Source organism: Azospirillum brasilense, from assembly GCF_001315015.1.
Lineage (GTDB): Bacteria > Pseudomonadota > Alphaproteobacteria > Azospirillales > Azospirillaceae > Azospirillum > Azospirillum brasilense.
Genome location: NZ_CP012915.1, coordinates 1,530,001 through 1,552,794 on the forward strand (window position 1 = coordinate 1,530,001; position 22,794 = coordinate 1,552,794).

Genomic DNA, 22,794 nt, shown 5'->3' on the forward strand with positions numbered 1-22,794 from the left:
GCCTGTCGGGGCTCGGGCTGGCGACCTCGCTGCGCATCGGCCTGCTGCTGTCGCAAGGCGGCGAGTTCGCCTTCGTGCTGATCGGCAAGGCGACGCGGCTGACGGTGCTGGAGGGCGAGACGGGGCTGCTGCTGTCCTCCTGCGTGGCGCTCAGCATGGCGGTCACGCCGCTGGTCGGCGCCATCGCCCAGCGGCTGGCCCAGAGGGTCGAGGCCCGCTACGGCGCCGAGGCCTTCGGCGTGGAGACCAGCGACATCACCGGCCATGTGCTGATCGCCGGCTACGGCCGGGTCGGGCGCGCCGTCGCCCGGCTGCTGCGCACCCACGACATCCCCTACGTCGCATTGGACCTCGACCCGCAGCGGGTGGCGGCGGCGCGGGCCGAGGGGCTGCCGGTCTATTACGGCGATTCCAGCCAGATCGGCGTGCTGCGCGCCGCCGGGATCGAGCGGGCGCGGGCCGCCGTCATCACCGTCAACCGCCCCGACATGGCGGAGCGCGCCGTGGAGGCGATCCGCCGGGCCGCCCCGCGCCTGGCCATCGCCGCCCGCGCCCACGACCTCGACCGCGGCGCGCGGCTGAAGAGGGCCGGAGCCAGCGCCGTGGTGCCGGAAACGCTGGAGGCCAGCCTGCAACTCGCCAGCCTCGTGCTGCGCAACACCGGGTTGGACGCCGAGACCATCGACCGGAGCCTGAAAAGCGTCCGCGACCGCGGCTACGACGCCCTCAGCGAGCCGGCCGGCGAGAACGACTGACCGTTTGAGTCAGCGCTCGACCCGCCACAGGTCGAAGACGGTGCCGCGGTAGACCTCCTGCACGCCCGGCGGCGGTTTCAGCCCGGCGGCGTGGAAGACGTTGGAGAACATCACCAGCACGTAATCGTACTTGTCCCGCCAGCCGATGTAGTGCGGGCAGGGCTCCACATGGTCGCGCAGGGTCGCCTCTTCGGGGCGGGAGAGCAGGCGCACGTCCACCGGAACCCCCTCGTAGATCGCCATGCAGCGGTCGCGGTAGGGCTGGGTCACGGTCAACGGCTGCTTGCCGGGATGGCTGAACAGGGTCGGGACGAAGGCGCGCCGCTCCACGGTGATCAGCGACGGCAGATGGATCAGGCTGGGCAAGGCGACCAGCGCATGCCGCCAGGGCGGCTGGGTGAGCAGAAATTCCCGCGTGTTGCAGCAGCCAGCCTCCTGCCCCGCCCAGGCGATCAGGACGGACCGTCCGGGCTCGATCCGCTCCATGGCATGGCGCAGGTCGGCCACATCGTCCTCGTAGGCCAGCCAGTTGAGCGTCAGCACGCCGGTCCGCACCGTCAGCAGGGCGAGCAGCCCGGCGGCGAAAGCCGCCGCGGCGCGGGCGCTGGGAAAGCGGATGTCGGTGCCGGCCACCAGCAGGAAGGCCGCCAGAATCCAGAAGCGGATCGACACGAAATAGGTGCCGAAGAAGGGGTCCGGCACGACGAAGAAGGCCAGCACGAACAGCCCCACCGCCAGCATCATCGCCGGCGCAGCGCGCAGCCAGCCGGCCAGACGCGCCGCCACCATGCCGCTGAGGATCAGCAGCAAGGTCGCCACATCCAGCAGCGTGTTGTAGTTCAGGACCGGGGCCAGCATGTCGTGCAGCCGGTAGCGCCACTGCTTCAGCTCGGTCAGCTTCTTCAGCCGCCAGTAGACCTCCTTCAGCAGCAGGACCGGCGTGCTGTCGCGCGCACCCACCGCCGCCGCGTCGGACTGCAGGAGGTGCGTCCCCACCGTGCCGGCGAACAGCGCCGCGGGAAGGGCCAGCAGCGCGGCGAAACGCAGGGCGTCGCGCCCGAGGTTGGCGAACGTCAGCGGCTTGCGCCCCTGCCCCACATATTTCACCGCCTCGACCGCGAACAGGCACATCAGGAAGGAGCCGAGCACGATGGCGTGGGCGAAATAGAGGAACAGGGCGCAGCCCATCCCCACCGGCACCTGCCAGCGCCGTCCCGCCAGCGCGATCCACAGCGACAGCCCGACCAGCAGAAAGCCGAGGCCGAGCGAAAAACTCATGAAGCCGCCGATCAGCGTCGCGTTGTAGATGAACAGCGCGCCGCACAGCGGCCACAGGCTCCACCGCCCGAACAGCGTGCGGTTCAGCAGCATCGCCCCGAACAGGGTCAGCACTCCGGCCAGCGCCATGTAGACCCGCCCGGCGACGTACAGCGGCAGCACGCTGGCGAGCGGCAGCATCACCGCCTCCATCAGCAGGTTCGGAACCGGCGTCAGGGAGGCGGTGTAATGGTCGCCCAGAAAGGGGTCGGTCCGGTAATGCAGCAGCACGTCCACACGCGCCAGATGGTTCGGGTAGTCGAGCAGCGGCGGCATCTCCACCAGCACGAGCGGCAGCAGAAGCAACGCCAGGATCACCGGCAGCGTGAGCGCCAGCGGCGGCGACCAGGCTCCGGCCCCGGCGCCCGTCCGCAGGGCGGCGGAGCCGGTGGCCTGCGACAGTCCTGAATGATCCACCGGAGCCTCCTGCATTGGGTGCAATGCGGAAGGCTCAACACATCCACCGTCCGCATCGCCAGAAGGCAATGGCGTTACGATTCGGCGTTGGACTTAGTCCGCGACCCGGACGGAGCAGGCCCCATGGCCCGCCGGGACTCCGTTGGCAGGAGGCCGGGCGCCCTCCCCGCCCCTTTTCGCGGATAGGGCGGGCGCCATGCGTATGCCGTCACGGCTGCGGGAAGACGCGGGCGCGGGCGATGTGGACGGCGCACTGGTCGCCGGGGCGCAGGCCCAGGGCGGACAGGCGCTCGCGGTCCATCTCGGCCTCCAGCGGCAGGCCGGCGAGGTCGATCTCGATCCGCGCGTCCGGCCCCACCACATGGATGCCCGACACCCGGCCCGGCCCCGCGGCGCTGGGGCTCAGCCCCAGATCGTGCGGGCGCACATAGGCGATGGCCGGGCCGCGGACCGTGCCATCGGCGGGGATGGACAGCGCGCCGTTGGCGGTCCGCGCCACCCCATCCGTCACCACGCAGTCGAAACGGTTCACCTGCCCGAGGAACTCGTAGACGAAGGCCGAGGCCGGGCGGTCGTAGACCTCCGCCGGGCTGCCCACCTGCTCGATCCGGCCCTGGCTCATCACCACGACGCGGTCGGCCAGCTCCAGCGCCTCCTCCTGGTCGTGGGTGACGAAGACGGAGGTGATGTGGATGTCCTCGTGCAGCTTGCGCAGCCAGCGCCGCAGCTCCTTGCGCACCTTGGCGTCGAGCGCGCCGAACGGTTCGTCGAGCAGCAGCACCTTCGGCTCGATGGCGAGCGCGCGGGCCAGCGCCACGCGCTGCCGCTGCCCGCCGGAGAGCTGCGCCGGATAGCGGTCGGCGAAATGGGCGAGTTGGACCAGCTCCAGCAGCTCCATGACGCGCCGCTTGATCTCGGTCGAGGCCGGGCGCTGGCCGCGCGGCCGCACCTTCATCCCGAAGGCCACGTTCTCGAAGACGGTCATGTGGCGGAACAGCGCGTAATGCTGGAAGACGAAGCCGACCTGCCGCTCCCGCGGGGTCAGGCTCAGCGCCTCCTCCCCGTTGAGCAGGAGGCTGCCGGAATCGGCGAACTCCAGCCCCGCCATGATGCGCAGCAGGGTCGTCTTGCCCGACCCCGACGGGCCGAGCAGGGCCAGAAGCTCGCCGGAACGGACCTCGAGGTCCACCGCATCGAGCGCGCGGAAACTGCCGAATTGCTTGGTGATGCCGGAAACCTGGATCGCCATGACGTGCGTCGCCTCAATGCCGGGTGGCCGCCAGCTCAGCCCCGAAGCGCCATTCCAGAACCGTCTTCACGACCAGCGTGACGAGGGCGAGCATGGCCAGCACCGAGGCCACCGCGAAGGCAGCGACCAAGTTGTATTCGTTGTAGAGGATCTCGACATGCAAGGGCATCGTGTTGGTCTCGCCCCGGATGTGACCGGACACCACCGACACCGCGCCGAACTCCCCCATCGCGCGGGCGTTGCACAGCAGGACGCCGTACAGCAGGCCCCATTTGATGTTGGGCAGGGTGACGCGCCAGAAGGTCTGCCAGCCGGACGCGCCCAGCACCAGCGCCGCCTCCTCCTCCTCGTTGCCCTGCTCCTGCATCAGCGGGATCAGCTCGCGGGCGACGAAGGGGAAGGTGACGAAGACGGTGGCGAGCACCAGCCCCGGAACGGCGAAGATGATCTGGATGCCCTGTGACTTCAGGAACGGCCCCATCAGCCCGTGCAGCCCGAACAGCAGCACGTAGATCAGGCCGGAGATCACCGGCGACACCGAAAACGGCAGGTCGATCAGGGTGATCAGCACGTCCTTGCCGCGGAAGTCGAACTTGGCGATGCACCAGGACGCCGCCACGCCGAAGAGGAGGTTCATCGGCACGGCGATGGCCGCGACGATCAGCGTCAGCTTGATCGCCGCCACCGCGTCCGGCTCCACCAGGGCCGCCCAGTAGGCGTCCGTGCCGCGGCGCAGCGCCTCGACGAAGACCGAGACCAGCGGCAGGACCAGGAACAGCAGCAGGAAGGCCAGCGCCGTGGCGATCAGAAGCCCCTTCACCCAGCGGCTGTCGGCCAGCGCCGGCGTGAAGCCGACGGCCTTCTTAACGAGCATGGCGCGACCTCATCCAGGCTTGCAGCAGGTTCAGGGCCAGCAGCAGAACGAAGGACGCCATCAGCATCAGCACGCCGACCGCGGCGGCGCCGGCATAGTCGTACTGCTCCAGCTTGATGACGATCAGCAGCGGAATGATCTCCGACAGGCCGGGGATGTTGCCGGCGATGAAGATCACCGAACCGTACTCCCCCACCCCGCGGGCGAAGGCCAAAGCGAAGCCGGTCAGCAGGGCCGGCAGGAGCGCCGGGAACACCACCCGCCGGAACGACTGCCAGCGCGTGGCGCCCAGCGCCGCGGCGGCCTCCTCCTCCTCCGGCGGCAGGTCCTGGAGGATCGGCTGCACGGTGCGCACCACGAAGGGCAGACCGATGAAGGTCAGGGCGATGGCGATGCCCAACGGCGTGAAGGCCACCCTCAGCCCGAACCACTCCATCAGCAGCGAGCCGATCCAGCCGTTGGGCGCGTAGAGCGCGCTGAGCGCGATGCCGGCCACCGCGGTGGGCAGGGCGAAGGGCAGGTCCACCAGCGCGTCGACGATCCGGTCGCCGGGGAAGCGGTAGCGCACCAGCACCCAGGCGACGATGAAGCCGAAGACGGCGTTGACCGCGGCGGCGGCCAGCGACAGCCCGAAGCTGACCTTGAAGGCGGCCAGGACGCGCGGCGTCAGCACCGCGTCCCAGAAGCCGGACCAGCCCAGCCCCGCCGCCTTCAGCGCCAGCGCGGCCAGCGGCAGCAGGACGATCAGGGACAGATAGGTCAGCGTGAATCCCAGGGTCAGTCCGAAGCCGGGGAGGACGCTGGGTTTTCGAAGAACGCTCAACACCGTGCCCCCCGCATTGGGAAGCACGGCGTCGCTGGTGGTTGCCGCGACCACGGGTCAGCGGCCCTTCTGATAGATCTGGTCGAAGACGCCGCCATCCGCGAAGTGCTTCTCCTGGGCCGTGCGCCAGCCCCCGAAGGAACCGTCGATGGTCACAAGCTTAACATTCGGGAAGCGATCCGCATACCGCGCAGCGACCTCCGGCAGACGCGGGCGGTAGAAGTTCTTCGCCGCGATCTCCTGCGCTTCGGGGGTATAGAGGAAGTTCAGGTAGGCTTCCGCCGCCTTCCGCGTTCCCTTGCGGTCGACCACCGAGTCGACGACCGTGACCGGCGGCTCCGCCAGGATCGACAGCGACGGCACGACGATGTCGAACTTGTCGGCGCCGAATTCCTGGAGCGACAGGAAGGCCTCGTTCTCCCAGGCCAGCAGCACGTCGCCGAGCTGCCGCTGGGTGAAGGTGACGGTGGAGCCGCGGGCGCCGCTGTCCAGCACCGGCACGTTCTTGAACAGGTCGGCGACGAACTGCTTGGCCTTGGCCTCGTCGTTGCCGTTCTTCTCCAGCGAATAGGCCCAGGCCGCCAGATAGTTCCAGCGCGCACCGCCCGAGGTCTTCGGGTTCGGGGTGATGACCTGGACGCCCGGCTTCAGCAGGTCGTCCCAGTCCTTGATCTGCTTCGGGTTGCCCTTGCGGACCAGGAAGACGATCGTCGAGGTGTAGGGGGAGCTGTTGTTCGGCAGGCGCGTCTGCCACGTCTTCGGCAGGGCGCCGGAGTCGGCGATGGCGTCGATGTCGTAGGCCAGCGCCAGCGTCACCACGTCGGCGTCGAGCCCGTCGATGACCGAACGCGCCTGCTTGCCCGACCCGCCGTGCGACTGCTTGACGGTCACCGTCTGGCCGTTTTCCGCCTGCCATTTCTTGGCGAACGCCTTGTTGAACTCCACATAGAATTCACGGGTGGGGTCGTAGGAGACGTTCAGCAAGGTAGTCTGCGCCTTGGCGGGCGCGATGGTCAGCATGGCGAGGGCGACGCCCGCGGCCAGTGCGGACAGCCGGCCCATGGAAAGCCTGCCCAGGGGAAACCGGTTCGCGCGGAGCGCGGAGAGCCGATTGCGAAACGACATGGCACACTCCCTCGGTATGGTTCATTGGGGAACGGAGAGCGGCCCTGAAGGCCACGCGCCGCACCGCTGTTCACAAAGTCGGCCATGGCACCGGACCGACCGGGCCATATTCACACTCTTTATAATGTATATGTAATATCCATTTGCCTCCTAGAGTTTGCATGATTTCTCGAAGGCCGCAAGGCTGTTTTTTGTCACTCCCCACGCCAAAGAAAGACAATTTCACATAAATTTGTGAAATCAGAGGCTTTGGATCGCGCTGGAAGCGTTGCATGGGATCGCTATCATGCGCGCCCTCTCCGTCTCCTGTCCCGAACGGCCATGCCCGAAACAGCCCAGCCCCTCTCCCCCGCACTTCTGGCCGCCCTTTTGGAAGCCGAACGCGCGCTTGGCCGGCTGGCCGAAGTGGTCCAGGACCCGGCGCGCCGGCGGCGGTTATGGGCCGACGCGGCGCGCCGGGAGTCCTGCGCGGCGGCGCGGCTCGACGGTGTGGCGGTGGACCCGGCGGACTTCCTTGTGGCGACCATCGGCACCGACCTCGTTCCCACCGCCGGACGGGGAGCGGCCCAATCGGTCCGTGCGCTGTGGCAAGGCGCCCTGTTCACGCAAGGGCTTATCGCAGCCCCCACCCGCCATGTGGGAAACGCCCGCGCGCCGCTGCCATCCCGTGGGGCCGCCGCCGACGCTTGGCGCGCGGTGGCGGAGTTGGAGGCCGGGTCGGATGCCCGCCTCCCCTTCCCGCCCGATGACGAAGATGACGACGCCGCGCCCGTCGCGGACGACGCGCCCCCAGCCTGGACCCTGGGCTGGTCGGAGGCGCTGTGGCGCTGCCTTCAGGCGGAGGTGTCCGGCCGCGATCCCGGACGGCTGGCCTTCTCCGCGAACCGGGAGGCGGAGGCGGCCACCCTTCTCAAGCGGCTGGACCAAGCCGGCGATTCGCCGGCGTTGCTCGGCGGCGTGGGGATGCTGGCAGAACTGCTCCGCCCCGCGCCCGATCTGCGGATTCCCGGCTGGGCGGTGCCCTCGGCCCGGCTGATGGGGGCGCTGGCGCTGGCGCGCTGCTGCCGGGTGCCGAACGTCTGGCTGCCGATGTCCGTCTCGCTGCACGCCGACCGCACGACCGCCGGCCTCGCCGCCTGCGGGCGGGAGGAAGGGTGGCGGCTGTGGCTGGCCGACACGGTGGCGGAAACGGCGCGGCGGGAGCGGGAGCGCGCCCTGTCGCTGGACCGCATGGCGGAGGGCTGGCACCAGCGGGTGGGGGCCAAGCGCCGCAATTCCCGCACCCCGGACCTGCTGGAGCTTCTGTTCGAGGAACCCGCCCTGACGGTGCGGCGGGTGCAGAAACGGCTGGGCAGCACCTTTCGCGGCGCCCAGTTGCTGGTCGACGAACTTCTGGATACCGGAATCCTGCGCGAGGCGACGAACCGCGCGCTGGACCGCGTGTTCATCGCCGTCGATCTGGTGCCTTAAACGATCGGGACCGGTTCAGATGTCGAAGTTGACGGGCAGGCCGCCGGTCGCCTGACGGTGGCGCAGGGCATCGGACAGGGTCTGGTTGTCGAGCACTTGGGCGGTGGCGTCGCGCACCTGGACCATCAGCCAGCGCACCGAGCAGGTCGGCGGGTCGATGCAGTCCTCGCAGGGACGGAAGGAATTCTTGCTGGCGCAGGGAATCGGCGCCAGATGCCCGTCGATCAGCCGAATCACCTCGCCGAAGGAAATCTCCTCCGCCGGGCGCGCCAGACGATAGCCGCCACTCTTGCCGCGCTTGGCGAACAGCAGGCCATGTTTGCGCAGCTCCACCAGGATGGCTTCCAGGAACTTGCGCGGAATGTTCTCCCGCTCGGCGATTTCGGCGATCAGGACGAGTTCGTCATCCGTCCGTTCGGCCAGCATGATCAGCGCACGCAGGGCGTATTTGGCTTTTTGCGACAGCATTCGGTCCGGCACCGCCCCCCGCGGCGGAATGGGATAAAGATAAAGTGCCCTCCATATAGCCGTGTTGCCCAGGAATTGGTACCGGTTCTTGCCCTGGAAAACCGTGGCGCGTAAGGTCGTGAACGAATCGTTCCCTGACCATTGATCTTAGACCGGCGAAGGACGCGGCATGCAGACCATCATCGTTCCCGTCACTCCGTTCCAGCAGAACTGCACGGTGCTCTGGTGTCCGGAGACGATGAAGGGCGCCGCCGTCGATCCCGGCGGCGATCTGCCGCGCGTCCTGCGCGCCGCCCAGTCGAAGGGCGTGACTCTGGAAAAGATCCTGGTCACCCACGGCCACATCGACCATGCCGGCGCCGTCGCCGACCTCGCCGACGAGCTGAAACTGCCCATCGAGGGGCCGCACCGCGAGGACCAGTTCTGGATCGACGGCATGCCGATGCAGAGCCAGATGTTCGGCTTCCCGCCGGTCCGCTCCTTCACGCCGGACCGCTGGCTGGACGAAGGCGACACGGTGACGGTCGGCAACCTGACGCTGGACGTTCACCACTGCCCGGGCCACACGCCGGGCCATGTGGTCTTCGTTCACAAGCCGAGCAAGATCGCCATCGTCGGCGACGTGCTGTTCCAGGGCTCCATCGGCCGCACCGACTTCCCCAAGGGCAACCACGGCGACCTGATCGAGTCGATCCGCAGCAAGCTGTTCCCGCTGGGCGACGACGTGACCTTTATCCCCGGCCACGGCCCGACCTCGACCATCGGGGAGGAGCGCCTCTACAATCCTTTCCTCAACGACTGACGGTGGGGAATGGCCGGTTGGGATGGCCGACCCGGACCCGCCGGACCGGCCATTCTTCCATCAGGTTCCCGTCTCGATGGACAGCGCCATCGGCGGCGGGTTGGCCAGCGTCTGGTAGACGACGCAATAGCGCTCGGTCAGCTTGGTCAGGGTGGCGATGCGCTCCGCCGGCTCGTCGGTGTCCAGGTCGAAGCGCAGGCGGATGGCGCGGAAGCCGACCGGCGCGTCCTTCGCCACGCCCAGCGTGCCGCGGAAATCAAGGTCCCCTTCCGCCGACACGGTGCCGCCGCGCAGCTTGAACTCCAGCGCCGTGGCGACCGCCTTCAGCGTCACCCCCGCGCAGGCCACCAGCGCCTCCAGCAGCATGTCGCCGGAGCAGGCCTGGGTGCCCGGCCCGCCGGTCGCCGGATGCAGGCCGGCTTCGACCAGCGCGCGGCCCGTCTCGACCTTGCAGGCGATGCCGGAATCGTCCAGCGCCCCGCGGGCCTTCAGCGTGACCACCGCCGAGTCCGGGGCGTCCTTGTACTTGTCCTTCAGCGGCGCCTGGAGCGCGCGCAGATCCTGTGCATCCATGCCCGTGCGTTTCCTCTTCGCGGTTCGGGTTCTTTATTGTGCGACCGGCGGATGATGGACCGCAAACACCATCCCGGCAATGCCCAAAGCGAAGCCCAGCTCCGCAGCCGGCACCACTGGCCCGCCCCGATGTTTTCCGCTAAGACCGGCGGTATAAACATAATGAATGGGAAGGGAGATTTCCCCGCCATGAAACGTCGTTCCTTCCTCGCCAGCGCCGGGGTCGGTCTGGCCGCCAGCACCGTCGTAGCCGCACCGGCCCTCGCGCAGAGCCAGCCCGAGATCAAGTGGCGCATGGCGTCGAGCTACCCCAAGAGCCTCGACACCATCTTCGGCGGGGCGGAGCTGATTGCCCGCCGGGTCGCCGCGGCCACCGACAACAAGTTCCAGATCCGCACCTTCGCAGCGGGCGAGATCGTGCCGGCGCTCCAAGTGCTGGACGCGGTGCAGAACGGCACGGTCGAGTGCGGCCAGTCCGCCGCCTATTTCTACATCGGCAAGGACCCGACCTTCTGCTTCGACACGGCCATGCCCTTCGGCCTGAACACGCGCCAGCACATCTCCTGGATGATGCACGGCGGCGGGCTGGAGTTGATGCGGGAGCTGTTCCGGGAGCACAACATTTACAACATCCCCGCCGGCAACACGACGGCCCAGATGGGCGGCTGGTTCCGCAAGGAAATCAAGACGGTGGAGGATCTGAGCGGCCTCAAGATGCGGGTCGGCGGGCTGGCCGGGCAGATCATGGGCAAGCTGGGCCTCGTCCCGCAGCAGATCGGCGGCGGCGACATCTACCCGGCCCTGGAGCGCGGCACCATCGACGCGGCGGAGTTCGTCGGCCCCTACGACGACGAGAAGCTGGGCTTCCACAAGGTCGCCAAATACTACTACTCGCCGGGCTGGTGGGAAGGCTCCGCCCAGATCCCGCTGATGATCAACATCACCGCGTGGGAGCAGCTTCCCGAGTCCTACAAGACGATCCTCGAGCAGGCCTGCTGGGAGGCCAACACCTGGATGATCGCCAAGTACGACGCCGTCAACGCCGCGGCGCTGAAGCGTCTGGTGGCCGGCGGCGCCCAGCTCCGCGCCTTCCCGCGCGACGTCATGATGGCCTGCGAGAAGATCGCCAACGAGCTGTATGACGAGCTGTCGGCGAAGAACCCGCGCTTCAAGAAGGTCTACGAGGCGTGGAAGCCCTTCCGCGACGAGGAGCGGCTGTGGTTCCGCGTCGCCGAGAACAGCTTCGACTCCTACATCTACTCCCAGTCGGCGCAGCGCCGCTGAGGAAAGCACGGCCCTGAAAGAGGCACGGCCCCTTTCCTTCCTGGAGAAGGAGAGGGGCCGTTTTCGTCACAAGGTCAGTGCGAAACCGCGCCGGCCGCGCCCAGACCGGTTTCCGAGCGGATGTACTGGTACTCGTAGGCCTTCGCCTCCGCCGCCGCCCGCGCGCTGCGGTCGGTCACCGAGAAGAGCCAGGTCGTCGCGAAGGCGATGACCATCGAGAACAGCGCCGGATGCTCGTAGGGGAAGATCGGCGTCGGGAACTTGAAGACGCTGACCCACACGGTCGGCCCCAGCACCACGAAGGCGACGCAGCTCACCAGACCGGCGAAGCCGCCGATGAAGGCGCCGCGCGTGGTCAGCCCTTTCCAGAAGATCGACAGGATCAGCACCGGGAAGTTCACCGACGCCGCCAGACCGAAGGCCAGACCGACCATGAAGGCGATGTTCTGGTTCTCGAACAGCAGGCCCAGCGTGATGGCAATGACGCCCAGCGCCAACGTGGCGAAGCGCGACACACGCATCTCCGACGCCTCGGTGGCGTTGCCCTTCTTGAGGACGCGGGCGTAGAGGTCGTGGCTGACCGCCGACGCGCCGGCCAGCGTCAGGCCGGCGACCACCGCCAGGATGGTGGCGAAGGCGACCGCCGAGATGAAGCCCAGGAAGAGATTGCCGCCGATGGCCTTGGACAGATGGATGGCCGCCATGTTGCCACCGCCCAGGATCTTGCCCGCCGTGTCGAGATAGGCTGGGTTGGTGCCGACGATCACGATGGCGAGGAAGCCGATGGTCACCGTCAGGATGAAGAAGTAGCCGATGAAGCCGGTGGCGTAGACGACCGACTTGCGCGCCTCCTTGGCGTCGGGAACCGTGAAGAAGCGCATCAGGATGTGCGGCAGCCCCGCCGGGCCGCACATCAGCGCGAGGCTGAGCGACACCGCGGCGATGGGGTCGGCCATGGCGGCGCTGGGGCGCAGGATGGCGGCGTTCGCGGCGTGGGCGGCGACGGCCTGCTGGAGCAGCCGCTCCGGGTTGAAGCCGAACTGGGCCAGCGCCAGCCCGACCAGCACGGTGCAGCCGCCGAGCAGCATCACAGCCTTGATGATCTGCACCCAGGTCGTGGCGAGCATGCCGCCGAAGGTCACGTACAGGATCATCAGCACGCCGACCATCACCACGGCATAGGTGTAGTCCAGCCCGAACAGAAGCTGGATCAGCTTGCCCGCCCCGACCATCTGCGCAATCAGGTAGAAGCAGACCACGGTCAGCGACCCCACCGCCGCCAGCGAGCGGATCGGCGTCTGGCCCAGCCGGTAGGACGCCACGTCGGCGAAGGTGAAGCGGCCGAGGTTGCGCAGCCGCTCGGCGATCAGGAACAGCATGAGCGGCCAGCCGACCAGGAAGCCGATGGTGTAGATCACCCCGTCGAAGCCCTTGGCGAAGACCATGCCCGACAGGCCGAGGAAGGCCGCCGCCGACATGTAGTCGCCGGCGATGGCCAGCCCGTTCTGGAAGCCGCTGATCCCGCCGCCCGCGGTGTAGAAGTCCGACGCCGAGCGGGTGCGCTTGGACGCCCAATAGGTGATGCCCAGCGTGCCCGCGACGAACAGCAGGAACATGGCGATGGCCGTCACGTTGACTGGCTGGCGCTCCACCGCGCCGTCGATGGCGGCGGCCTGGGCGGTCCCCACGATCAGCGCCGGCAGCAGCGCGGCGCAGGCGGAAACAAGACGACGCGCGGCGTTCATCGGCCCACCTCATTCAGCAGGTCACGGTTCATCGCGTCGTAGCGGCTGTTGGCGCGCAGCACGTAGACACCGGTCATCAGCGAGCAGAAGACGGTGATGACGATGCCGGCGGCCAGCCCGACCGGGAAGGTCATGCCCTCGGCCAGCGGGCGCGCCATCAGGTCGGGCGCCAGCGCCGAAGCGAGCACGAAGGCGTAGTAGACCGCTAGAACGATCAGCGCCAGCCGCCAGCTGAAGCGCGCGCGGCTCGCCGTCATCGCGGCGAACTTGGGGTTGGACAGCACCCGCTCGTAAATCTCGTCGGACATGGTTTTTTATCGCTTTTTTCTTGGAACCCAGGCATTGCGCATCGCAGCAATACCTTGAGTGCATGGCAGCAAAAAGCGAAATTAAATTTCTTTGAAGGCGAAATAACGAAATATTCGCTCAAAACCCTCCAAAGTTAACCTTCGGTAGGTTAATCATTAGCTCAATCCCGGTTGATCCACGGATGCGGAATGCGACAACGGGTCGCGCTGCGACGCAACATGAGGCAACGCTGTTATCCCGCCGTCCGCCCCTTCAGCCGGACATCCTTCAGCCGGACATGGATCAGGCCGCTGCCGGTGGGGTCGGAGCGGTCGGGCTTGACCATCGCCTCCAGCAGCTTCTCGTCGCTCGACCAGTAGGGCACGTACCACAGCCGGTCCACGTCCATGACCAGCACCCGGTGGGTCTCCGCGTCGTAGGCGCCGAGCGGCGCGATGTGGCCCACCGTGGCATCGCCGGTCAGCGTGCCCTGATCGTAGGCCAGCAGGATGATGTCGCTGTCGTCGCGCTCGTTCTCGTCCAGGATGCGCCGCAGCTCGCCCAGCGTTTCCGGCGAGGCGTCCTTCGGCCGGAAGACCTCCACCGTGGCGTCCAGCCCGAAGGCGTCCACGGACTTCTGGACCAGCCCGGCGAAATCGGCGAAGGACACGCCGTCCCCGTTCTCCGCGGTGGCCGCCTTCCAGCCGTCGTCGTCCACCTCGTTCAGCACCCGCGCCTGGGTGACCAGACGGTTGGACGAGAGCGGCGGCAGGCCGCGCAGCGCGTTGATCATCATCGCCACGCTGGCGACCGAACAGGCGCTGCCCGTCTGCTGGGCCGTGTAATAAGGCATCATCGCCCAGAAGTCCGGCGCCCCGGCCCGGCGCAGATAGTCGCGGTCCTGGGTCATCGGCACGGCGTCGGGTCCGAACTTCGGCTTGGTCTCGCTCTGCGCGTCCTGCGCCGCGGCGGGGGAACCGGCCAGACACGCGAAGGCGCACAGGGCCAGCAGAGCCGAGCGGAACGGTGCCTTCATCACCGGCGTTTTCCTCGATGGTTTCACGGTGGATGCCTCTGCCGGCTCTAGCCGGACGGGGTGGGCCTTGGCGGAAGGCTCTGCGGCACGAGCGCCATGCAGTTTTGCACGATCGCGGCACAGGCGCCCAGCGACGACGCCCGGTAGACCAGCTGCTCGACGGCTCCGTTCCTCAAGGTGAAGGTCGCCTCGCACCGGTTGTCCACCACGTCACCAGGCCGCGGAGGATAGTAGTCCCACGGGTCGTAGTCGAGCCCGCGATGACGCCAGCCGGGATAGCCCCACGGATACCCCCATCCGTAGCCCACCGGCGGCGGCGGTGGAGCATAGTAATCGATGGAGCCCGCGCGGTAGGTGAAGAACTCCAGGGCGCCGCTGGCCGCCTGCCGGTGCGGCACGCCGGCGCAGGACAGCAGCGTTCCCTTGGGCATGCCGACCAGCGCGCTCTGGGCGGCCAGCGCGACGTCGGCCCGGGGGTCGGCGCACCCCGCCAGCCCCCCGGCCGCGATGAGCAGAAGGACGGCGGCGGACCGCCGCAAGGCGTGTGGACGCGGGAGCACGGGCGGAGCCTCCTTCCCCGGGGACCTGTCCCGGAAGAACGAGCCTCCGCCCGCTTTTGATCCCGCTCAGGCCCGGTCCGGACCGGGGATCAGGCGTCCCAGAAGTGCGGCATGCCGTCCGATGCCGTGTAGCCGCTGTGGCCGATCATCGCCCAGTCCAGGTCATGGATGCCCATGGCCAGCGCCGGGGAGTTCGGCTGGAGCGAGTAGTCGCCCCAATAGGGGTTGTTGAACAGCGGCTTGCCCGTCACGTCGTTGTCGCCGTAGCGCGGCACGTTGTGGACGAGGTTGCCGTCGATCACCGGGTTCCCGGCGGTCAGCAGCTCCATGTAGTCGTCCAGCGGCAGGGTCCCGCTGATGACGTTGCCGGTGATGGTGTTGTTGCGCGGCAGGCCCGGATCGCCGTGCTTGGGCGCCCAGCCGACGCGGATGAACTCCTCCGCGTTGCTGGCGATGATCGAGAAGTTGTTGGTGACGAGGTTGTTGTCGCCGCCGTGGATGTGCACCCCGGCCAGCCCGGTGTCCTTCAGGAAATTGCCGGTCACCGTGACGCCGCCGGCCATGTCGTCCAGATAGATGCCGAAGCCCTTGTGGTTGGTCAGCCACTGGTCGGTGTTGCTGGTCGCCAGCCCGCCGACATGCTCCACCCAGTTGCCGCGGATGATCGTGCCGGTGTCGACGCTGGACCGGCCCAGCACCTCGATGCCGCCGCCGTCCGCCGTCTCCAGGTTGGTGTTGGTGACGCGGTTGTACTCGATGACGTTGTTGCGGTTGATGTTGCTGGAGTCCCAGTTCTTCAGCGAGATCCCGTAACGCGCGCTGGAGTCCACGTCGTTGTGGGCGATCAGGTTGTTGTCCACCCCGGTGCCGATGATCCCGGCAACCCCCTTCCGGACCTCCCCGATATGGGAGATGTCGTTGGCGTAGATGGTGTTGCCGTTGCTGCGGCCGTCCAATTCGATGCCGTTGACCGCCAGATGGTCCAGCGTGTTGCCGCCCACCAGGTTGTTGGAGGAGGCCGAGGTCAGCTTGATCGCCGTGCCGACGTTGAGGAAGCTGTTGTTGCCGATGCTGTTGCCCGACGCCCCCTTCAGCTCCACCGCGTAGCCCCAGGTGGTGGTGTTGGTGAAGCCCAGCCCCTCGATGGTCACGTCACTGCTGCCGGTCAGGCGGATCAGCGTGCCCAGCCGCGCCACCTCGACGCCGTCCTGCGCCAGGGTGGCCGGGTTTTCCGGCTTGAACACCAGCGCCTTGTCCGACGCCCGCCACGCGAACTCGCCCGCCTGATCGACGAAGGACGGGTTGTTCAGCAGCTTGTAGGTCGTCCCCTCGGCGAAGGGCAGCGAGGTGCCGTTCTTCAGAGTGATGGTGCGGGTGGCGTCGTTGACGCCGGCGATCTCGGTCAGCGTGTCGGACAGCCGTTCGGCGTCCATCAGCTGGATCTTCATGCCGGCGACGATGTCGCCCGACGACATGTCGCCGGTGTGGTAGCGCACCGACCAGCCGCTGGGGCCACCGTTGGCCGCGTCGGCGAAGTACCATCCGGTGGTGGTGGGGTTGTCAGCGTCGACGATGCCCTTGCTGGCCAGCGTCTGCCGCACCCCGCCGATGGTCAGGTCGAGGTCGGTGGCCTGCGACAGCTTCGCGGAATAGATCCCGTTGCCCTCGCTGACGAAGTTCGTGACCTTCTCCGCCCCGTTGAGCACCGGCGTCTCGCCGGGATAGTTGCGGAAGCTGTGGCCGTTGTCGGCGCCGGTCAGCTCCAGCGTCTTGGTCAGGCGGTAGGTGCCCTCGCGCACATAGGTGGTGTCGACGTCGCTGTCGCGCATGGCGTCGCGGGCGCGCTCCAGCGAGGCGAAGGGACCGTCGGTGCCGTCGGCGTTCGGCGCGGACAGCTTGCCCGACCAGCTGTCCTTGCCGTTGGCCGCGACGTAGAAGGCCGGGCCGGTCGGCGGCGCGGGGGGCGGCTCGGCCGAGGGCTGGAACAGCGACGCCGGGGCGTCCACGTTCAGAGCACCGCCCCAGAACAGCCCTTCCTGCCCCTTCACCACGTCCTTTCCGTCCACCGCGCCCTTGTCATAGGTGACGATGGAGTCGGTCGCCGCGACGGTGTGGCCGTTGATGGAGACCGACTTGACGTACAGGTTGCGGTCCTGGCCGTTGACCACGGAATCGTTGTCGTAGTGGATCTGGATCTTATGGGCTTCCTTGGCGTCCAGATCGACGGTGAAGCGGAAAGGCTGCGGGTCGCTGGAGGTCGCGCGGCCCTCGCCGACCACCTTGCCGTCCACCAGCAGCTTGAAGTGCGGCGCCACCCCGCCGGCCGACTGGCCCCAGGCGTTGACGACGATGTCCGTCGGGGTCAGCTTGACCGGCGGCGGCGGCGGCGGCGGCGGGACGTAGGGGCCGTCGAAATACTCCTCCGGCACGCCGAAGGTGAGCGCGCCGCCCCAGAACAGCCCTTCCTGGCCGGCGACCACGAACTTGCCGTCCACCGGACCCTTGTCGTAGGAGGCCATCGGGGAGGTCGACTTGATCTCCTGCCCGTCGATGGTGATGCCCTGGACGAACAGGTTGCGGTCCTGGCCGTTGACGGTGGCGTCGTTGTCGTAGTGGATCTGGATCTTGTGGGCCTCGTTGGGGTCCACATCGACTTTGAAGGTGTAGCCGGTCGGGCTGGTCGCGCTGACCCAGGCGTCGCCGACCACCTTGTCGTCCACCAGCAGCTTGAAATGCGGCGGTGTGCCGTTGGCGGCGGCGCCCCAAGCCTTCACGACGATCTCGGTCGTCATGGTGGCCGGCGCCTCGGGCTCCGGCTCTTGCGCGCTGGCGAACATGGCCTTGGGCAGATCGACGTTCAGCGCGCCGCGCCAGTACATCTCGGTCTGCCCGGCGATGACGTTCTTGCCGTCAATGTCGCCGGTGTCGTAGGTCACCAGCGGGTCGATGCTGAGGATCGGTTTCCCGTTCACCTCGAACGACTTGACGAAGAGGTTGCGGTCCTCCCCGTTCACGGAGCCGTCGTTGTCGTACTGAAGCTGAAGCTTGTGGGCCTTGTCGGCCGGAACGCGGGCGTTGAAGGTGTAGCGGCCCAGCGACGCCGAAGCGACGGTCGCCTGTCCGATCTCAACCCCATCCAGCCGCAGCACGAAATGCGGCCACTTTCCGCCTGCGGGTGCGCCCCAGGCGTTCACCGTGAAGGTGACGTCCATCAGTTCGGTAGTTTCGGCAGCCATCTCGGACCTCATAGAACTCTAGACCAACGTCTTAGCCCAGAGGTTGAGGTGGTTCGCTTAACGGAAAAATAAGAATCTTGGTAAAAATTTTACTAACGCCCGCGATTCCCGTGACATAAACAGGCCGCCTGTAGTCGGGCAAAAATGCTTTCGCATTAAAAAGAAAGTCTTCTCATCGACAAATATGCCTTCTTCTGGCTCAGCTTGAGCTTGGACTTATTCACCCCGCGTTCATTTCCCCATCGTCTGCTTCACCCTGCCATCGATGAAAGCGCAGGACGCCTCCGAACTGACATGATTCACTCCCGGGCATGGTTCAGGAGCTGCGGAGCAGCCTCCCGCCGGAGCGGCGTTAAAACTGTTGGCAAGCCGGTTGGTCATAGTGGGCGGCCGCCATGGCGACCGTTCAATAGGGCAACCGCTGACCGTCCCATGCGAACAGTCCGCCGCTGTCCGTTGGCGTCAACCCGCCAAGGATGCTGAGCAGGTGCGCGGCGGCAAGCGCAGGAGTAAACAGCCGGTCCTGGGCCACGGCAGCTTGGAACGGTTGCGACAGGGGGGTATCGACGGTGCCCGGATGCAGCGCAACGCAGATTGCATCCGGTCGCGAACGCGCCAGTTCGATGGCCGTGGTGCGAATGATCTGATTGAGTGCCGCCTTGGACGCCCGGTAGCCATACCAGCCGCCAAGGCGGTTGTCCGCGATGCTGCCGACCTTGGCGGATAGAGCGGCGAAGACCGTCCGTCCGTGCCGCGGCATCCGTGGCAGGAAGTGCTTGGCGACCAGCGCCGGGCCGATGGCGTTGACCTGGAACAGCCGCGCCATGGCGGTCGGATCCAGCGTGCGCCAGCTCTTCTCCGGTTGCACCGCATCCTGGTGCAGCAGGCCGCTGGCGATGAAAACGAGATCGACCGCTTCGGCCAAAGCCGCCGCATCGATGATGGAGGACTCATCGGCAAGGTCGAGGAAGCCGGTGCGCAGCTTGCCCGCCGGCGCGACCGGGCGGCGGGACAAGGCCAACACCTCCGTCACCCCGGGATCGGCGAGCAATCGATGCGTCACGGCGGCGCCGATGCCACCGCTCGCCCCGATCACAACCGCCCGGACCGAGCCAGCGAAGCCTGCAATGCCACTCATGCCCCACCCTTCCTGCGGAGTGCGACAACAGACCGGTCTGGCGGTCGGTTCGCTCGTGTTGTCCGGGGAGGGTGCCGCAGTTCCAAGCCGGGAACTGCGGCCGCGCCCTACGCTGCCCTGAAGGCACGCATGTTGATGTCACCCTCGGCGAGTTGGTTGAGTTTCTGATCGGTTGCCTTTTCCTCTTCGAGGGTCTGTTCGAGCAGACGGGCGATATCGGTCATCCCGCAGGTTTCGGCCAATGTCCTCAGCGAGCCGTAGCTGGCGATCTCATAATGCTCGACCTTTTGCGCCGCCATGATGAGCGCGACATCGAGCACTTCCGCCGGCAGGCCCTCCCCGATGATCTCCTCGGCTTCCTCGATCAGGCCCTGGGTTGCTTCGCAGGTGTTCCCGCCCGGGTCGGCCTGGAGGATCTGGAAAATCTGCTCCAGGCGTTTGACCTGACCGTCGGTCTCGCGCAGATGGGTTTCGAAAGCCTGCTTGAGCTGAGGCGACGAGGCGGCCTCGACCATGGCCGGCAGGGCCTCGATGATCTGCGTTTCCGAGCTGTAGGTGTCCTGCAACTCCTTGATGAAAAGTTCCTTCAGTGCTTGTTCCGACATGAGTGCCTTCCTGGTGGGATGGATAATGGTTCTGCCGATGGCTGGAATAGCTTGGCCACCATCCTGCAACAGGAGTTGGAGGCGGTTCTCGCGGCGCAAAAATCCGCCCATCAAGGATTCTGTTGCCGCTGGAGCCAAAGGGAAGGGAAGCGAGGCGACGGTTTCGCCCCGCAATTGGACGACGTTGGAGCGGAAGCGTATCCTGCCCTCGTCAGCCTGCTGAGGTTGATCCGTTGCCCTGGAGGGATCCTGTGATGGCTGACCACGACCGAGCCCGTGCTGCTTTCGCCGACCTTCACCAGACCGGCTGCTTCGTCATTCCCAATCCGTGGGATGTCGGAAGCGCCGTGATGCTGAAGCAGCTCGGGTTCCGCGCGTTGGCCACGACCTCGGCGGGCTTCGCCTTCGCGCGTGGGCTTCCCGATGCCGATTGGGCCGTGCCGTGCAGCGACATGCTGGCCCACATCGCCGAGATGGTGGCGGCAACCGACCTGCCGGTGAACGCCGATTTCGAGTCCGGCTACGCCCATGACTGCGAGGGGCTGGCCCGCAACATACGCCTTTGCGCCGACACCGGCGTGGCGGGCCTGTCGATCGAGGACGCCACGGGCGACCCGATAAAGCCGCTGTACGAGTTCCATCACGCCGTCGAGCGCGTGGCCGCGGCGGCGGAGGCGCTGCGGGGAACCGGCGTCCTCCTGACCGCACGTTGCGAGTCCCTGCTGGTGGATCACCCGGCGGCCGTCGATGAGGCGTTGCGTCGCTTGCCGGCCTACGCCGCGGCGGGAGCGGATGTCCTCTACGCGCCGGGCTTGCGGACCCCGGACGTCATCAAGGCGGCGGTCGACGCCGTCCATCCGAAGCCCCTCAACCTGCTGGTCTCGTCCCCGATCGGCCTGTCGGTGGAGCAGATCGCTGCCTTGGGCGTCCGGCGCATCAGTCTGGGCAGCGGCCTCAACCGTGCCGCTTGGGGCGGCTTCCTGCGGGCGGCCCGCATGCTGGCCGACCACGGGCGCTTCGACGCCCTCGGCGAGGCCGAACCGTTCGACGCGCTCAATGGGTTCTTCCGGACGCACGGCCGGCGAGCGCCCTGAACGACCGAACTATGGCGCGGATGACCGGCGTCGCGGGTTTTCGAGGAAGAAGCGCAGCATCTCCCGTGAAGCGTCCGGCCCCCGCGGATCGGTGTAGGAGCCGGCTGGGCTGCCTCCCGCCCAGGCGTGCCCGGCGCCCTGGATCGTCCACTGCTCGCACAGCGCATGGCCGGAGGCGTCCATGTGGAGGCGACGGGTGTAGCCGTGCCCGCCCGGCACCCGGCCATGCTCCATCGTCGTTCGCGCGCCCGCCGCGCTCGCCCCGGACTGCGCGATCACGTCGTCGGCGTTGCGCGGATGAACCGTGCTGTCGCGGTCGCCGTGAAAGACGATGGTCGGCACCGGCCGGGCGAACGACCGTCCCGCCGCTCCACCACCCTGGCGCATAGCGGCAAAAGCGGAAGGAATGTCATGTGCGGCACCCTGGGGAAGGCCGGAATGCACCCCGACGGCGGCATAAAGGTCGGGATACGCCGCTCCCATGATGGCCGCCGCCGCACCGCCGGCCGAGAGCCCGGCGACGAACACGCGGTCGGCGTCAACGGCGTGGTCGCTCATGACCCGCTTGGTGATCCCCGCGATCAGCGAGGGCTCGCCGTCGCCGCGCCGTTGGTCGGCAGGGTTGAACCAGTTCCAGCACCGTTGGGCGTTGGCCGAGGACGGCTGCTCCGGATAGACGACCAGACAGCCATGCTCCTCCGCCAGCCGGTTCATACCGGTGCCCGCGGCGAAGTCGTCCGGCGACTGGGTGCAGCCATGCAGCATCACCACCAGCGGAAGCGGTTGCCCGTCGCGGCGGTTGGCCGGGACGTAAAGCTTGTAGGAGCGTGTCCCGGCCGCGTTGCCATAGGACGCCGTGGTGAAGGAGGCGCCGTCCGGCAGCGGGTCGGCGGCCGGTCGGGCGACGCCGCCCATCCCAAGGTCGAGTCCCGCCGGCATGGCGCGGGCGGCGAGGCCGCGCAGGGTCTCGCCCAGGCCAGCCCGTGGTCCGGGATGGAGCCGGCCGGCGAAGGCGCTGGCGGGCTTGAAGGCCGCGGCGCGGCGCGGCGGCGCGTCAGCGAGGTCCGGTGAAGTGTCCACCCGCAGCGGCTCGACGTCGATGACGGTCGGGCCGGCACCGGGAGGCGCATCGGACGTCCCACGCAGCAGGCGTTGAATGAGGGCGGTTGCCCCGGTGAGGTCGCCGGCCCGGGTGAGGCGCAACGCCTCGGCCATTCCGGCAGGGACGCGGTCGGTCATGTCGGGTGCTTTCTGTGCTCGGACAGGGGCGTGCGGGGCAGCCCCGCCCGTCGTCTTTCGGAAAAGCGGCCTTGCGCCCTCAGCGCATACGGTCCGCAAGTGCCGCCCTGACGGCGCTGCTGGCGTGCAGCGCGCCCAGCACTGCGATCGAGGCGATGGTGGCGCGGGCGAGGTCCGGGGTGACGTCCTGGGCGATCGTGGCCAGCCCGAGGACACGGATGTCGAGCATCTCCCCGGCATCCCGTGCCGCCTCCAGATCGCCGCGGCTGTAATGGCGCAGGCCGAGATCGACGCGTTTGCGCGTCACCGCCTGCCGCAAGGCGTCGCCATGGCGGTCGATCTGGTTGCGGATGGCGGTGCGGATGAGGTCGGTGCGGTTCGCATAAAACCCCTCCTGCACCAGCAGATCGATGTGACCGAGGTCGACATAGCCGAGATTGATCGTGATTTTCTCACTGTCTCCGGCCTTCGGCTTCTGATCGCGGGCGTGCCCAGACATCCTCACACCATCCTTTCACCATCCACGTGGATGGTATATGGACACAACGGCGCACCGATCAAGGGGCCGAGCCTCGTCATGATGGCGAATGGTTCACAGCCCGACGCAACGGACCGACACATCGGACTGACGCATCGGCCTCGACGACCCCGGCCGCAGCTTTGATGTGCATTCGATCAGCGCACCCGCCTTGAACA

General features: G+C 67.6%; 21 protein-coding genes (1 of these 21 only partly in view). 5 read left to right on the top strand and 16 right to left on the bottom strand.

Features of this window, described 5'->3' with window-relative positions:
- A protein-coding gene (locus AMK58_RS20635) for a monovalent cation:proton antiporter-2 (CPA2) family protein (protein ID WP_035678202.1) crosses the window boundary here: on the top strand, window positions 1-755 show its final stretch. It extends 946 nt beyond the left edge of the window; the window shows 755 of its 1,701 coding nt (coding positions 947-1,701); the start codon falls outside the window, past its left edge; it ends in the stop codon at window positions 753-755.
- 9 nt (window positions 756-764) lie between these two features.
- Here the strand turns inward: AMK58_RS20635 and AMK58_RS20640 are convergent, their stop codons facing one another.
- The 5 genes from AMK58_RS20640 to AMK58_RS20660 all read right to left on the bottom strand — a co-directional run bounded on the left by AMK58_RS20640 (window position 765) and on the right by AMK58_RS20660 (window position 6,497).
- Complete coding sequence (locus tag AMK58_RS20640) at window positions 765-2,489, bottom strand: hypothetical protein (RefSeq protein ID WP_236778253.1); 1,725 nt, start codon at window positions 2,487-2,489, stop codon at window positions 765-767.
- A gap of 208 nt (window positions 2,490-2,697) precedes the next feature.
- Window positions 2,698-3,738, bottom strand: a complete 1,041-nt coding sequence (locus AMK58_RS20645) for a sulfate/molybdate ABC transporter ATP-binding protein (RefSeq protein ID WP_059399358.1) — start codon at window positions 3,736-3,738, stop codon at window positions 2,698-2,700.
- A gap of 13 nt (window positions 3,739-3,751) precedes the next feature.
- Window positions 3,752-4,612, bottom strand: coding sequence for a sulfate ABC transporter permease subunit CysW (gene cysW, locus AMK58_RS20650; RefSeq protein WP_035678197.1), 861 nt, complete (start codon window positions 4,610-4,612; stop codon window positions 3,752-3,754).
- Window positions 4,602-5,435, bottom strand: coding sequence for a sulfate ABC transporter permease subunit CysT (cysT, locus tag AMK58_RS20655; RefSeq protein WP_211104806.1), 834 nt, complete (start codon window positions 5,433-5,435; stop codon window positions 4,602-4,604). Before cysT ends, cysW begins: the two co-directional genes overlap by 11 nt.
- Before the next feature lie 57 nt (window positions 5,436-5,492).
- Window positions 5,493-6,497 (bottom strand): sulfate ABC transporter substrate-binding protein, encoded by a 1,005-nt coding sequence (locus AMK58_RS20660; protein WP_276509464.1) that lies wholly within the window; start codon window positions 6,495-6,497, stop codon window positions 5,493-5,495.
- A gap of 384 nt (window positions 6,498-6,881) precedes the next feature.
- Between AMK58_RS20660 and AMK58_RS20665 the strand changes: the two genes are divergently transcribed.
- A complete protein-coding gene (locus AMK58_RS20665) occupies window positions 6,882-8,030 on the top strand; it encodes a hypothetical protein (RefSeq protein ID WP_059399359.1) in 1,149 nt (382 codons plus the stop codon).
- 15 nt (window positions 8,031-8,045) lie between these two features.
- Here AMK58_RS20665 and AMK58_RS20670 read toward each other — a convergent pair whose 3' ends face one another.
- Entirely contained in the window at window positions 8,046-8,498 is a 453-nt protein-coding gene (locus tag AMK58_RS20670; RefSeq protein WP_014198135.1) for an RrF2 family transcriptional regulator, read from the bottom strand.
- A 169-nt stretch (window positions 8,499-8,667) separates the two neighbouring features.
- Between AMK58_RS20670 and AMK58_RS20675 the strand changes: the two genes are divergently transcribed.
- Window positions 8,668-9,300: an MBL fold metallo-hydrolase gene (locus tag AMK58_RS20675; RefSeq protein WP_035678189.1), complete on the top strand. Its 633-nt coding sequence runs from the start codon at window positions 8,668-8,670 to the stop codon at window positions 9,298-9,300.
- A 60-nt stretch (window positions 9,301-9,360) separates the two neighbouring features.
- On the opposite strand, the gene AMK58_RS20680 is transcribed toward AMK58_RS20675, so the two are convergent.
- Window positions 9,361-9,873 carry an OsmC family protein gene (locus AMK58_RS20680; protein ID WP_035678186.1) on the bottom strand — a complete coding sequence of 171 codons (513 nt, stop codon included), beginning with the start codon at window positions 9,871-9,873 and terminating at the stop codon, window positions 9,361-9,363.
- 189 nt (window positions 9,874-10,062) lie between these two features.
- Between AMK58_RS20680 and AMK58_RS20685 the strand changes: the two genes are divergently transcribed.
- Window positions 10,063-11,157: a TRAP transporter substrate-binding protein gene (locus AMK58_RS20685; protein ID WP_059399360.1), complete on the top strand. Its 1,095-nt coding sequence runs from the start codon at window positions 10,063-10,065 to the stop codon at window positions 11,155-11,157.
- Between the two features lie 74 nt (window positions 11,158-11,231).
- Here AMK58_RS20685 and AMK58_RS20690 read toward each other — a convergent pair whose 3' ends face one another.
- The 7 genes from AMK58_RS20690 to AMK58_RS20720 form a co-directional block, all read right to left on the bottom strand.
- Window positions 11,232-12,902 (bottom strand): cation acetate symporter, encoded by a 1,671-nt coding sequence (locus tag AMK58_RS20690; RefSeq protein WP_035678185.1) that lies wholly within the window; start codon window positions 12,900-12,902, stop codon window positions 11,232-11,234.
- Window positions 12,899-13,210: a DUF485 domain-containing protein gene (locus AMK58_RS20695; protein ID WP_035678182.1), complete on the bottom strand. Its 312-nt coding sequence runs from the start codon at window positions 13,208-13,210 to the stop codon at window positions 12,899-12,901. Before AMK58_RS20695 ends, AMK58_RS20690 begins: the two co-directional genes overlap by 4 nt.
- A 233-nt stretch (window positions 13,211-13,443) precedes the next feature.
- Complete coding sequence (locus tag AMK58_RS20700) at window positions 13,444-14,226, bottom strand: phytochelatin synthase family protein (RefSeq protein ID WP_035678180.1); 783 nt, start codon at window positions 14,224-14,226, stop codon at window positions 13,444-13,446.
- A 47-nt stretch (window positions 14,227-14,273) separates the two neighbouring features.
- Complete coding sequence (locus AMK58_RS20705) at window positions 14,274-14,786, bottom strand: hypothetical protein (RefSeq protein WP_035678177.1); 513 nt, start codon at window positions 14,784-14,786, stop codon at window positions 14,274-14,276.
- Between the two features lie 89 nt (window positions 14,787-14,875).
- On the bottom strand, window positions 14,876-18,022 hold the full coding sequence (locus AMK58_RS20710; RefSeq protein ID WP_059399361.1) for a carbohydrate-binding domain-containing protein: 3,147 nt from the start codon (window positions 18,020-18,022) through the stop codon (window positions 14,876-14,878).
- A 406-nt stretch (window positions 18,023-18,428) separates the two neighbouring features.
- Window positions 18,429-19,160 (bottom strand): SDR family NAD(P)-dependent oxidoreductase, encoded by a 732-nt coding sequence (locus AMK58_RS20715; RefSeq protein ID WP_059399362.1) that lies wholly within the window; start codon window positions 19,158-19,160, stop codon window positions 18,429-18,431.
- A 107-nt stretch (window positions 19,161-19,267) separates the two neighbouring features.
- On the bottom strand, window positions 19,268-19,765 hold the full coding sequence (locus AMK58_RS20720) for a YciE/YciF ferroxidase family protein (protein ID WP_035678173.1): 498 nt from the start codon (window positions 19,763-19,765) through the stop codon (window positions 19,268-19,270).
- 254 nt (window positions 19,766-20,019) lie between these two features.
- On the opposite strand from AMK58_RS20720, the gene AMK58_RS20725 reads away from it, so the two are divergent.
- The gene (locus AMK58_RS20725; protein ID WP_035678171.1) at window positions 20,020-20,859 is read left to right on the top strand and encodes an isocitrate lyase/PEP mutase family protein; all 840 of its coding nucleotides are present in this window, start codon (window positions 20,020-20,022) and stop codon (window positions 20,857-20,859) included.
- Window positions 20,860-20,868: 9 nt separating this feature from the next.
- Here AMK58_RS20725 and AMK58_RS20730 read toward each other — a convergent pair whose 3' ends face one another.
- Together AMK58_RS20730 and AMK58_RS20735 are read right to left on the bottom strand one after the other, a co-directional pair.
- Window positions 20,869-22,098, bottom strand: a complete 1,230-nt coding sequence (locus AMK58_RS20730; RefSeq protein ID WP_035678170.1) for an extracellular catalytic domain type 1 short-chain-length polyhydroxyalkanoate depolymerase — start codon at window positions 22,096-22,098, stop codon at window positions 20,869-20,871.
- 79 nt (window positions 22,099-22,177) lie between these two features.
- On the bottom strand, window positions 22,178-22,597 hold the full coding sequence (locus tag AMK58_RS20735; RefSeq protein ID WP_035678168.1) for a CopG family transcriptional regulator: 420 nt from the start codon (window positions 22,595-22,597) through the stop codon (window positions 22,178-22,180).
- Between the last annotated feature and the right edge of the window lie 197 nt (window positions 22,598-22,794).

Bases quoted from the DNA above. Each gene is read 5' to 3' on its own strand.
- AMK58_RS20645 (WP_059399358.1), bottom strand. From the start codon at position 3,738: ATGGCGATCCAGGTTTCCGGCATCACCAAGCAATTCGGCAGTTTCCGC.
- cysW (WP_035678197.1), bottom strand. From the start codon at position 4,612: ATGCTCGTTAAGAAGGCCGTCGGCTTCACGCCGGCGCTGGCCGACAGC.
- AMK58_RS20660 (WP_276509464.1), bottom strand. From the start codon at position 6,497: ATGGGCCGGCTGTCCGCACTGGCCGCGGGCGTCGCCCTCGCCATGCTG.
- AMK58_RS20665 (WP_059399359.1), top strand. From the start codon at position 6,882: ATGCCCGAAACAGCCCAGCCCCTCTCCCCCGCACTTCTGGCCGCCCTT.
- AMK58_RS20670 (WP_014198135.1), bottom strand. From the start codon at position 8,498: ATGCTGTCGCAAAAAGCCAAATACGCCCTGCGTGCGCTGATCATGCTG.
- AMK58_RS20675 (WP_035678189.1), top strand. From the start codon at position 8,668: ATGCAGACCATCATCGTTCCCGTCACTCCGTTCCAGCAGAACTGCACG.
- AMK58_RS20680 (WP_035678186.1), bottom strand. From the start codon at position 9,873: ATGGATGCACAGGATCTGCGCGCGCTCCAGGCGCCGCTGAAGGACAAG.
- AMK58_RS20685 (WP_059399360.1), top strand. From the start codon at position 10,063: ATGAAACGTCGTTCCTTCCTCGCCAGCGCCGGGGTCGGTCTGGCCGCC.
- AMK58_RS20690 (WP_035678185.1), bottom strand. From the start codon at position 12,902: ATGAACGCCGCGCGTCGTCTTGTTTCCGCCTGCGCCGCGCTGCTGCCG.
- AMK58_RS20695 (WP_035678182.1), bottom strand. From the start codon at position 13,210: ATGTCCGACGAGATTTACGAGCGGGTGCTGTCCAACCCCAAGTTCGCC.
- AMK58_RS20700 (WP_035678180.1), bottom strand. From the start codon at position 14,226: ATGAAGGCACCGTTCCGCTCGGCTCTGCTGGCCCTGTGCGCCTTCGCG.
- AMK58_RS20710 (WP_059399361.1), bottom strand. From the start codon at position 18,022: ATGGCTGCCGAAACTACCGAACTGATGGACGTCACCTTCACGGTGAAC.
- AMK58_RS20715 (WP_059399362.1), bottom strand. From the start codon at position 19,160: ATGAGTGGCATTGCAGGCTTCGCTGGCTCGGTCCGGGCGGTTGTGATC.
- AMK58_RS20720 (WP_035678173.1), bottom strand. From the start codon at position 19,765: ATGTCGGAACAAGCACTGAAGGAACTTTTCATCAAGGAGTTGCAGGAC.
- AMK58_RS20725 (WP_035678171.1), top strand. From the start codon at position 20,020: ATGGCTGACCACGACCGAGCCCGTGCTGCTTTCGCCGACCTTCACCAG.
- AMK58_RS20730 (WP_035678170.1), bottom strand. From the start codon at position 22,098: ATGACCGACCGCGTCCCTGCCGGAATGGCCGAGGCGTTGCGCCTCACC.
- AMK58_RS20735 (WP_035678168.1), bottom strand. From the start codon at position 22,597: ATGTCTGGGCACGCCCGCGATCAGAAGCCGAAGGCCGGAGACAGTGAG.